Source organism: Paenibacillus sp. 2TAB19, assembly GCF_052115185.1.
In the GTDB taxonomy this organism is placed as follows: Bacteria; Bacillota; Bacilli; order Paenibacillales; family Paenibacillaceae; genus Pristimantibacillus.
Map to the genome: position 1 here is coordinate 72,911 of NZ_JBFRGE010000002.1, position 11,791 is coordinate 84,701.

Annotated in this window: 6 protein-coding genes; 4 read left to right on the plus strand and 2 right to left on the minus strand. The window is 53.2% G+C overall.

Annotation, left to right across the window (positions count from 1 at the left end):
• Positions 1–207: 207 nt before the first annotated feature.
• The gene (locus tag AB4Z33_RS01405; protein ID WP_442048169.1) at positions 208–2,448 is read right to left on the minus strand and encodes a helix-turn-helix transcriptional regulator; all 2,241 of its coding nucleotides are present in this window, start codon (positions 2,446–2,448) and stop codon (positions 208–210) included.
• 341 nt (positions 2,449–2,789) lie between these two features.
• On the opposite strand from AB4Z33_RS01405, the gene AB4Z33_RS01410 reads away from it, so the two are divergent.
• The 4 genes from AB4Z33_RS01410 (at position 2,790) to AB4Z33_RS01425 (ending at position 10,320) form a co-directional block, all read left to right on the plus strand.
• On the plus strand, positions 2,790–3,917 hold the full coding sequence (locus AB4Z33_RS01410) for a glycoside hydrolase family 88 protein (protein ID WP_442048170.1): 1,128 nt from the start codon (positions 2,790–2,792) through the stop codon (positions 3,915–3,917).
• 33 nt (positions 3,918–3,950) lie between these two features.
• Positions 3,951–5,837, plus strand: a complete 1,887-nt coding sequence (locus AB4Z33_RS01415) for a DUF2264 domain-containing protein (RefSeq protein ID WP_442048171.1) — start codon at positions 3,951–3,953, stop codon at positions 5,835–5,837.
• A 15-nt stretch (positions 5,838–5,852) separates the two neighbouring features.
• Positions 5,853–8,900: a glycoside hydrolase family 2 TIM barrel-domain containing protein gene (locus AB4Z33_RS01420; protein ID WP_442048172.1), complete on the plus strand. Its 3,048-nt coding sequence runs from the start codon at positions 5,853–5,855 to the stop codon at positions 8,898–8,900.
• 160 nt (positions 8,901–9,060) lie between these two features.
• Complete coding sequence (locus tag AB4Z33_RS01425) at positions 9,061–10,320, plus strand: molybdopterin-dependent oxidoreductase (protein WP_442048173.1); 1,260 nt, start codon at positions 9,061–9,063, stop codon at positions 10,318–10,320.
• A 254-nt stretch (positions 10,321–10,574) separates the two neighbouring features.
• Here the strand turns inward: AB4Z33_RS01425 and AB4Z33_RS01430 are convergent, their stop codons facing one another.
• Complete coding sequence (locus AB4Z33_RS01430; RefSeq protein ID WP_442048174.1) at positions 10,575–11,687, minus strand: metallophosphoesterase; 1,113 nt, start codon at positions 11,685–11,687, stop codon at positions 10,575–10,577.
• Between the last annotated feature and the right edge of the window lie 104 nt (positions 11,688–11,791).

Here is an 11,791-nt window from a genome sequence, read left to right on the forward strand (position 1 = left end):
AGTGACTTTTGGGTGGAAATCATACAGTCAAAACCGGCATTCTTGCGCCTAGCAGCCCGCCAGCGCCCATTTGACTGTACCAAATCCAATCAAAACCTGAATTGATCTCGTTCCTAGCCATTTGATTGGAAGAAATCCATTCAAAAGGTTAGGACACCTCTAAGGGATCCGTATGAACCGGAACCGGACACTCTCCGCTATAGATGCTTATTTTTTCTTAGGGTGAGCATTACGGAATTCGGACGGCGTGACGCCGTATATTTTCTTGAACATGCGATGGAAGTACGAGCTGCTCGTATAGCCGGTCTTCTCGGCGATGTCGGATACGGAGCATTCCGTCGTTGTTAGCAGTTCCTTGGCTTTCTCCATACGGACATGATTAATCATGTCGACGATGGTGGTGAGCGTCTGCTGACGATAGACGCGGCTGATGTGATAAGAAGACATGTTCAGCTCGTCCGCGACGTAGTTCAAGCTAAGGTTCGGATCAGTGAAATGGGTTTCAATAAGATGCGTAATCTTCCGTATGAGATCCTCTTGCTTGCCGCTGCGTTTCTCGACGAGCTTGGATTTCATTAAGTCGAAAAACGTGAAGTACGCTTCCGTCATTTCTTCCAGTGTTTCGAAGTCATCGATCTTCGGCACGGCGAGCTCCGCGTTAAAGCCTAGCTGCAGCGAGCCGTTTCGCTCGATTTCCTTAAGCATGTTGCCTAGCGCGACGGTCATATGCGTAGCCGCCGAATGGACGACGCGGATCGGATACGGCGCGGTCTCGCCGATGATTTCCGTGAACATCGATTTGGCCTCGTCGGTCTTGCCTGCGATCAGCGCATCGATCATACGTTTCTCCTTGCCTACCGGGAAGGAGTAATCGACGCCCTCAGAGAATTGAAGCGACTCTGTCTCGATCACCGCGCTTCTGCCTTGGAAGAAGCGGTGGAAGGAGGCTTCTTTGGCTTGCTTATACATGGCATGAAGTTGGTGCGGGTCGTCTGTAATAGGCGTTACTGCAACAGAGATGCCGATATGAATGTACTCGAGGCACGCTGCCTGCACTTCACTGAGCATTGCACGAAGCGGCTCTGATTCCGCTAACGCAGGATCTACTACATTGAGCAGCATAAGGATACTGTCATCCTCTAGCTCGATAGAATCGACGCGGAAGTTCTTGGAGCAGACTTCAGTCGCGATATTCATGWTCGCAAATTTGTAAGTGAGCATATCTTTGGAATTATATTTCTTCAATTTCTCGAACTGATCGATGCGCAGATAAATGAGCAGATAAGGCTTTGTGAAATCAAATGAGATATCTGCCCGTCGCAGCTTGTCCAGCTGCACCTGCGGATCGAACTCTTGAATCTGAACAAGCTTGTGCAGAATGTTCTGGCGTATCGTATAGCTGCTGTTTCTTCGTTCGGACTCGAGATCCGCCATGCGGCTCTCGATCTTGTTAATCGGCACGTACAAATAGCGGGAGAGCAGCCAGGAAAGGAACAGGCCCGCGAGCAGTACGGAGGAGGCGATAAGCAGCGTTGTAACCCTCACCGACTTCATTTCCTTGACGATCTCTCCGTATGGAGAAATGCGGACGTAGTGCCAGTCGTATTGCGGAGAAGAGGTGCGTGAGATTAACGATTTGACGCCTTCGAACGAGGCGATCGTGTACCCGTTATTCGGCTCCTCTTGCGCTGCTTGTATAAGCTCGAAGTCTTGCTCGCTTAGCTGCAAAGGCTTAAGATCGCCCACGGAACGCACGATATTCCGGTCATCCAATAGCAGCGTGCGTGCAGAGCCGTCAGTCGTTTTTCTCGCCAGCTCGCCAGTGATCCAAGAAGCCGAGATGTTGACGACTACGGCGGAATTCATTTGTTTGTTGGAGCTGATGGCATCGTAGCAGAGATACGTGTATACACCTATATCCTCCTCATTCGATTTGACTGCCTTGATAATCCTTGGAATCGGCGTGAACGGCTTATACTCCTGATAGTGGTCGAGAATGTCCATAATGCCTGCATCATTGACTTCGCTTTGTTCAAGAATACCGCTCTGACCGGTTTGCGCTGATATATAGAAGAGATCCTCAGTCGGATTATATACATATATAGACTGGATATAAGGCATGGTGGCTAAGTAGTTGCTGATATCGATCATGACGGCCTGCTCGTCAAAAGCGCTCGGATTTTGATAATAGAGCACTTTGGCAATCGCGCTGTTCCGATAAATTTGGAAAGCAACCGATTGTGCGCTTTCTGTCGTTTTGGCTACGGCTTGTCCGGTCTCCCTTAGATTACTGAGATCCGACTCATAGGCTTTATCCTGAAGTATGCGGGTGAATGAAAAGTAATACACGGACGAGCTGATCAGCAGCACCATTACGATGCTGAGGGTAATACCGAGCAGTAGTCTGACGTATAGTTTGCCGTTTCTTCTGATCCTGTTCAAACGCAATGAATACTCCCCCTTAATCTCTATAATGTTTCATTGCTGCGTGTGTACATTTCTGCTCAATTATAGCTTGTGCACAGTGTATACGGTAGTAGAGCGTTCCCTACTTTATGCATAAATTCCACTTTCGGCAGTGAACAAAGTTGCTTTATGTGAACATTTCTGTGAAAAGAGCCGCGCTGTGCGGGTGTTTGTCGAATAATGAACGATGCACACAACCGTTCACATGAAAACCGCACCTTTGTTCACTAAGTACAGCATGTTGCTATAGTCCAGTGAAGTTTTCGATTATAAACTGGTTGGAGAGAGGATGCAATAGAAAAAGATTGGAGTGGGGAAAAGCAATGGAAACTCTTTCGAATTGGCATGCGGATGCGTGGTCGCAGATTACGAAAAAGGTTGCAAGCACCAGCTTGCGTATAGGTGACGGATTTCCTCATGCAAGCGTCGAGGGGAAGTACAAGCTCGAGCCGGCTTCATGGTGGACGGCAGGCTTCTGGCCAGGTCTGCTTTGGCTCGTGTATCGAGATACAAAAGAGGAGCGTCTGCGGCAGCTGGCCGAATCCTGCGAGAATCAGCTGGATCAAGTCATTCTCGACTATGAGCGGCTGGATCACGATATCGGATTCATGTGGACGCTGACAAGCGTGGCGAGGTATAAGCTGCTCGGGGATGAACAGGGCCGGCGGAGAGGTTTGCTGGCTGCTAATCTGCTAAGCGGACGCTTTAACATGCAAGGGAAGTTCATACGTGCCTGGAATCCATGGAAGCCCGGCGACCGCAACGAAGGTTGGGCGATTATCGACTGCATGATGAATCTGCCGCTGCTTCTATGGGCGACGGACATTACGGGAGATCCCCGGTATAAGCATATGGCGCTGGCGCATGCGGATACGGTGCTGCAGCATTTCATCCGGCAGGACGGCTCGGTCAATCATATCGTTGAGTTCGATCCGGAGAGCGGAGAGCGTCAGCGTATTCATGGAGGACAGGGCTACTCGCCCGATTCCGCTTGGTCGCGAGGGGCGGCATGGGCGCTATACGGCATGAGTCTGGCTTTCCGTTATACGGGTGAAGAGCGCTACCTGGATGCTGCTAAGCGCGTAGCTCATTTCTTCATCGCCAATCTGCCGGAGGACCATGTGCCGCATTGGGATTTCAGACTGCCGCCGGAAGTCGTCAAGTACCGCGACTCTTCTGCTGGAGCTTGCGCCGCTTCGGGGCTGCTGCTGCTCGCAAGGCTGGTGCGTCAAGAAGAGAGCTCGCTCTATTATGACGCCGGAGAGCGTATGCTGCATTCGCTGTATACGAATTACGGTGCATGGGACCGCAACGATGAGGAAGGGCTGATCCTGCATGGCACGAGTCATTATCCGGAAGGCAGAAATGTTGATGTGCCGCTTATTTACGGCGACTATTTCTTCGCCGAAGGCATTGCGCAATTGAACGGGCATGAAGAGCTGTTCTGGTAAGAACGAGTGGTTAGAGAGAGGAGAGACAGGATCATGACGAATAATGGGAAGCCATTGCCGATCAAGTCGAACCCGCTCGCGACAAAAGAGGATATGCAGGATGCGCTTCGCCAGTTATGCGAGCCGCTGGTTCCTTATTATAGTGATGGGAAGGCGCATCTAAAGCTGGGTGAGACAGGATCGGGCTGTACGAGTGAAACCGCGGAGATGGAAGGTTTCTCGCGCGTGTTATGGGGACTTGCGCCGTTGGCAGCCGGAGGCGGCGATTCAGCGCTATGGGACATCTATAGGGAAGGAATCCGAAACGGAACGAATCCGGAGCACGAAGAATATTGGGGAGTCGTGAACGATTACGATCAGAAGCTGGTAGAGATGGCGTCCTTCGGCCTTGCGATGGCGCTGGCGCCCGAGCAGGTGTTTCATCCTCTGTGCGATGTGGAGAAGGGGCGCTTCTTCGACTGGTTCAACCAAATCAACGAACGTCCGGTCTACGACTGCAACTGGCTTTTCTTTCTGGTAATGGTCAATCTCGGCTTCAAGAAGCTTGGCCTTCCGTACGACCGAGAGCAAATGAACGCGAATTTGGATCGGATCGACGAGTTCTATCTATCGGACGGCTGGTATTCGGACGGCATCGGCGGACATTGCGACTACTACGGGCCGTTCGCGATTCATTATTACGGCTTGATCTATGCGGAGTGGATGGGGGAGGAGGATCCGAAGCGCGCAGCGCTTTATAAGGAAAGGGCGTCGCTGTTCGCGAAGGACTTCATTTACTGGTTCGCAGGCGACGGCTCCGCGCTGCCTTACGGTCGAAGCTTGACGTATCGGTTCTCGCAGGCAGCCTTCTGGAGCGCGCTTGCTTATGCGGGCGTGGAGGTGGTTCCCTATGGCGTCATGAAGGGAATTGTGTTGCGGCATTTGCGTTGGTGGTTCGCCCAGCCGATCTTTGAATCGGACGGAAGACTGTCGATTGGTTACGCCTATCCGAATCTCGTCATGGCGGAGAACTACAATGCACCGGGATCACCGTATTGGGCGTTCAAGACGTTCCTGCCGTTGGCGCTGCCGGAGCAGCATCCGTTCTGGCAGGCAGAGGAACTGCCGCTGCCCGAACTGGACGAGCGCTTCTTGCAGCCGTCGCCTCATCTAATCATTCAGAGGCAGGAAGCAAGCAACCATATTGTCGCTTTCAATGCAGGACATCCCTCGACGAACGAGCATACGCATACCGCTGCCAAATATGAGAAGTTCGCTTATTCCAATCGATTCGGCTTCAGCGTGCCGCGAGCGGAATGGGGACTTGCGCAAGGCGCATACGATTCGATGCTCGCGCTTAGCGAAGGCGACCGGATCTATCGGGTCAAGCGAAAGGCGGAGCGGTCGACGATCGAGGATGGCGTTATCCATACCGTATGGAAGCCGTGGCTTGATGTCGAGGTGCAGACATGGCTCATCGTCGGCGCGCCATGGCATGTGCGCATTCACCGCATCGCGTCCAGCAGATATCTCGATGCCGCCGACGGCGGGTTCGCGCTCGGCGTTGAAGATCGTCAAGGGAAGAGAACGCTGCAACAGGGCAAGGAGCAGGGAGGAGCGCTGGCCGTATCCGCTCTAGGTGCAAGCGGCATCCGACTGCTCTTTGGCAGCGGGCAAGCTGAGCTTGTTCATCCGAACGCGAATACGAATGTGCTGTACGCGCGGACGGTCATTCCGACGGTGACGGCCAGCTTGCAGCCGGGCGTCCATTGGGTAGCGACTGGCGTATATGGCAATCCGGGAAGCGAGCTAGGTGATTGCGCAGAGCAGTGGGAGATTGGGCCTCGAGTGGTCTGCGAGAACGATAGCTTCAACGTGTATATAGGCGGGGAGAGCATTTATAAACTAACGAATGTTGGCATAGAGAGGATTGAAGCATAAGCAATGGGAGCAGAAATGAAACCAACAAGCGGTTGGCTTAGCGACGTGAGCGTATTTCGGGTGAACCGTCTCGATGCCCACTCGGATCATCGTTACTATCGCACGATGGAGGAAGCGGAGGCGGGAGCGCCGATGGCGCTTAGACATGAGCTGAACGGAAGCTGGAAGTTCAGCTATTCGGGCAGAGCGGAAGCGAGAGAAGCTTTATTTTATGACGTAAATTATGATCACTCGGGATGGTCGGACATTCAGGTTCCGGGTCATATTCAGCTGCAAGGCTTCGCCTCGCCGCAATACGTCAATACGATGTACCCGTGGGACGGGCTGGATGGCGTGCGTCCTCCCGAGCTTCCGAAGGAGAACCCTGTCGGCAGCTATGTGAAGACGTTCGAGCTGCCTGCTAATATGGCGGGCCAGCCTGTATATATTTCGTTCCAGGGTGTCGAGTCAGCCTTCTACGTTTGGTTAAACGGCGAGTTCGTCGGTTATGCGGAGGACAGCTTCACGCCGTCGGAGTTCGAACTGACGCCATACGTGCGTGAGGGAGAGAACAAGCTCGCCGTAGAGGTGTATCAGCGGAGCACGGGAAGCTGGCTGGAAGATCAGGATTTCTGGCGGTTCTCGGGTATTTTCCGCGATGTGTACCTGTATACGATTCCTGAGCTGCATGTGCAGGATGTGCGCGTTCGGGCGGAGCTGGACGATTCCTATTCGCAGGGTACTTTAACAGTGGATTTGCAGTTGATGGACAATATTCATCCGGCTGCTCAGGCACGAGTGGAGCTGAAGGATGCGGAGGGCCTTACGGTGGCTGCTGTGACAGGACAATTCGGGGACGGTCCGCTGACATTGACCGCTGCTGCAGGAGAGGTGCAGCTCTGGAGCGCGGAGAAGCCCTATTTATATCGGGTCTGTATTTCGGTATGGAATGCCGAAGGGGAATTGGTAGAGGCGATTGTGCAGAAGGCCGGCTTCCGCAGGTTCGAGATGATTAATCGGTTAATGTGCTTAAACGGCGAGCGGATCGTATTTAAGGGCGTTAACCGCCATGAGTTCAATTGCCGCAGCGGCAGGGTTGTGACGAAGGAGGATATGCTTTGGGACATTGCGACGCTCAAGCGCAACAACATCAACGCTGTGCGTACGTCCCACTATCCGAACCAGACGTTATGGTACGAGCTGTGCGATGAATACGGCGTGTACGTCATCGATGAGATGAACCTGGAATCGCATGGTTCCTGGCAGAAGATGGGGGCCGTCGAGCCTTCGTGGAATGTGCCGGGCGATAAGCCCGAATGGCAGCCCATCGTCATGGACCGCGCGATATCGATGCTGGAGAGGGACAAAAACCATCCGTCCATTCTTATCTGGTCATGCGGCAACGAATCATATGCGGGCGAAGTTATCCTGAATGTATCGAACTATTTCCGCGAGGCGGATCCGAGCCGATTGGTGCATTACGAGGGCGTGTTCCACAATAGGGCGTTCGACGACACGAGCGATATGGAAAGCCGCATGTATGCAAAGCCGGCGGATATCGAAGCTTATTTGCAGAGCGATCCGGCTAAGCCTTACATTAGCTGCGAGTATATGCACGCAATGGGCAACTCCGTTGGCGGACTGCACAAATATACGGAGCTGGAGAGCAAATACCCGATGTATCAAGGCGGCTTCATCTGGGATTATATCGATCAGTCACTCGTGAAGAGCAATCGGTACGGTCAGGAGTACTTGGCGTACGGCGGAGACTACGACGACCGTCCAACCGACTATAGCTTCTGCGGCAACGGAATCGTGTTTGCCGATCGGAAGGAAACGCCGAAGATGCAGGAGGTTAAGTTCCTGTATCAGAATATAAAGCTGGAAGTGTCGCTCGACTCGGTTGCCGTTAAGAACGAGAACCTGTTCGAGAGCACGGAGGGATTGAGTCTCCAATACCGCTTGTATCGGGACGGTAGGGAAGTGTTTGCTGGTGAAAGCGATGTCCTCGTAGCGGCGCAGCATACGAATGTTATTCCTTTCATATTGCCGGAAGGAGTCGATAGCGAGGCTGGCGAATACTGCTTGCACGTTTCGTTAGTATTGAAAGAGGACGAGCTGTGGGCAGAAGCGGGGCATGAAGTCGCGTTCGGGCAGCACATTTATATCGTAGAGCTACAACCGCAAGCTGATGTTGCAGGGCAGGCGTCCGGGGAACTGAAGGTTATCGAGGGAGACGTTAATATCGGCGTAACCGGGGAAGGCTTCGCCATGCTGTTCTCGAAGCAAGCGGGCTCGATCGTATCGTTGCGGTATGGCGACGGAGGTGAGATGATCGCCGCTCCGCCAATGCCGTTGTTCTGGCGCGCGACGACGGATAACGACAAAGGCTACAACCAAGGTTTCCAAGCGGGAGCTTGGTATGCGGCAAGCCTGGCTCGCCGTTGCGAGAGCGTCGAGCTAACCGAAGAGGCCGGGTCGGCAACAGTTGCTTATCAGTACTCCTTCAGCATTAGCCCGGATGTGCGGGTAAGTGTAGCCTATACCGTATTCGCAGACGGACGTCTTCGTGTTCGCTCGCGGTATAGCGGTGCCGAAGGTTTGCCGAACTTGCCGATCTTCGCGTTAACGTTCAAGATCCCGGCTGATTATGATCGTTCGCAGTGGTATGCGATGGGGCCGGAAGAGAACTATGTCGACCGCGCTTTCGGTGCGCGTCTCGGCGTATTCGAGCGACGCGTTGACGAACTGCCTTCCAGCTACCTAGTGCCTCAGGAATCGGGAAATCGCACGGGTGTGAGAAGATTATTGATTACCGATGCTGCCGGAGCGGGCCTGAAGATGAGCGCCGATCCGCAAAGGCCTGTGGAATGCACGCTGTCGCCATACACCGCCTTCGAGCTGGAGAATGCAGCCCATGCATGGGAGCTGCCGAATATCCATTATACGGTCGTGACCATTGCTGGCAAGCAAATGGGCGTCGGCGGCGATGACAGCTGGGGAGCGCCTGTGCATGATGAATACTTGATTCCAGCAGATAAAGAAATAGCGTTCGAGTTTACTTTGAGCGCTGCCGGGAAGTAAGTGCCTTACTCGGCATGAAGGATCTCATTCACCACCTAACCGTGGCGGATGAGGTCCTTTCGTTTTCGTAATCCGTCATGTTATAGCATATCGAATATGTTCTATCGAGGCGCTATAATAGAAGAAGGATATAAATCGGAAATGAGGGAGCGGCAGCCGTATGGGGAAAATGCTTGCAAGCGTGCGCAAAGGATTTGGCAAAAAGCTCGTGTCGCTGCATACGTGGAACGGATGGATCGTCGTCCTATTGGCGCTTACGGGGCTCATTCTAGTGGGCGGCTTCTGGCGCGGCATTCTCGGCGAAGGACGCGTATGGATCAAATGGCTGCATATCGTTGTCGGTATCGCCTCGATTCTGCCGGTAATCTATTATTTGCTGCTTGCGGGTAAGCACTGGAAGCAGCTTAAGGATAAGCCTGCCCAGCGGGCAAATGTAATCGTTGTGCTGGCTCTGCTGCTGGGCTGGTTTTTGTCTGGTGTACTGCTATGGCAGTTCCGGGCAGTCGGGCCGCGCGTCTCTAATGTGGCGTTGGTCGTGCATGATCTGCTTACGTGGGTCGGCCTGCCGTATATCATTTATCACTCGCTCACTCGGGTGCGGTGGCTCAAGGAGCCGAACCGCCGAACGATTAAGCGAGGCGATGAAAGCGAGGCGGCTGCGGCTGCAGGAGCGCTGCATCCCGCAGCGCCACAGCCGGTGTATACGCGCCGCTCGTTCATACGCGGCGCAATTGGTGCAGGACTTGCGGTCACGATTGGACCTTCCTTCCTGAAGTGGGTCGGCGATTCGCTCGGCAACTTCGGCGTTGGCGGCAGCGAGTCGCTTGAGAAGCTGATCGAGAACGATGGCAACAGCCTCGTTCCCGTGCCGCAGCCGCTTCCGGCATCGTCGCCTCCGCTCGGCGGAGGAGCCCAAGGGCAATTCCGCGTGTACACCGTCACGCCGATCCCGACGTTCACGAACGAGAACTGGTCGTTCACGATAGACGGACTCGTCGACCACAGTTTCAAGTGGGACTGGAAGCAGTTCGTCGCGCTGAAGCGCGAGGTGCAGGTGAGCGATTTCCACTGTGTAACAGGCTGGTCGGTGTATAAGAATACGTGGGAGGGCATTAAGCTGAAGGATCTGCTGAAGCAGGCAGGGGTGAAGGCATCCGCCCGTACCGTGAAGTTCTATTCCGGTGACGGCGTATACACGGATACATTGACGCTTGAACAAGCGGATTTGGACGATGTGCTCGTCACCGTTATGCATGACGGTAAGCCAATCCCAAGCGATCTTGGCGGTCCCGTAAGGCTGATCGTGCCGAAGATGTACGCCTACAAGTCGGTCAAATGGCTGAACCGGATCGAGCTGATTGACGGCGAGCATGTCGGATATTGGGAGCAACGCGGTTATTCCAACGATGCTTGGGTGTAGTGTAGTTCAGCATGCCCCTTCTTCGGGCCTCTCCAGCTGATATGGCGTTTTGCCTGTATTTCATACAGTCTAATCGGTCCCAACCGCCTGTTAAGCGACTTTTGAGTGGAAAACATACAGTCAAAACCGGCATTTGAGCCCTCAGCAGGGTTCCTCCGTCCGTTTGCTTGTACAAAGTCCAATCAAACTCTGATATCGTATCGTTTTCAGCCATTTGACTGCACAAAATCCACTCAAAAGCCCAGGACTAGGCGTTAACTTTCCGAATTGGAGAAACGGACATGAATGGACACGATTTCCGCCCGCGAGCCGATACGGATCGGAGGGCCCCAGAAGCCGTAACCGGAAGATACGATGGAATGCAGCGATCCTTTCTGCAAGTAACCCCAATCGTTTTCAAACAACCTGTCGGTTATTAAATTGCCGGGTGCGATTTGTCCATGATGGGTATGGCCGGATAACATCAAATCGATGCCTTGCTCCTCCGCGATACCCAGTTCGACCGGTTGATGCTCAAGCATAATGACCGGCCCGGAGCGGTCGATGTCTTCCATTAAACGATCAAGCTCCGCTCTCTCCGTATCACTGTAATCCTTCCGCCCGACCAGCGTGAGCCAGTCTCCAACCTGGGTTGTCTCGTCATAAAGCACCTGGATGCCGCTTTCCTCTATAAGCGCGACTAGCTCCTCCGTCTCGCCTTTGAACCGGTCATGATTGCCCAAAGAAGCGAATACGCCAAGAGGCGCCTCGATCTCCGATAAAATATCGCCAATGCCATTTTCTTTATAAGGTAAAATATCGTCATCCACAATGTCGCCGGGCAACAATACGATGTCCGGTTTCAACGCGTTAATTTCCTCAACCATTCGCTGTGCATGGCCTTTCCCCGACAAATAGCCAAAATGCATATCGGACGCCATAACGATATGAAGCTCACCATTCGCTGTGCCTTTCTTGTCGATATGTATGTCATAGGATCTCACTGTCGGACTAAAGGCATTAAAGCTTCCATAACCGAGCAGAGCCACCAACAGGAGCAAAGTGACGATTCCCGACCACTTCTGGATGGCATGGCGCGGCAGCCGTGTCAGCTTCGTTAACCAGACCGTAAGGTGAACGAGCGGGAGCAGCATGATCAATAAACTGAATAGGGCCAGCCAATAGCTGCCGATGACGCTGAGGATGGTCGACCCCGCGACAATTCTGGAGAGAAAGAGAGAGCTTGCCAGAAAGACTAGCGTAATGATATAAAATAGCCGGAACCTGCGCGATACCGCCGGCTTTATCCACGTCCAACCGCTCCAACCGATATAGAATACGATGAGGGCGTACACAACGATAAACACAAGCCCGATGATAATAAACATGTTGGTCCTCCTTAATCATGTTGCCTTCTATTATACATCCGATTGACCGATCAGTGGTCAGGAGAACTTGCAGCCGAAAATAGACGAATGAATCAGGTACAAAC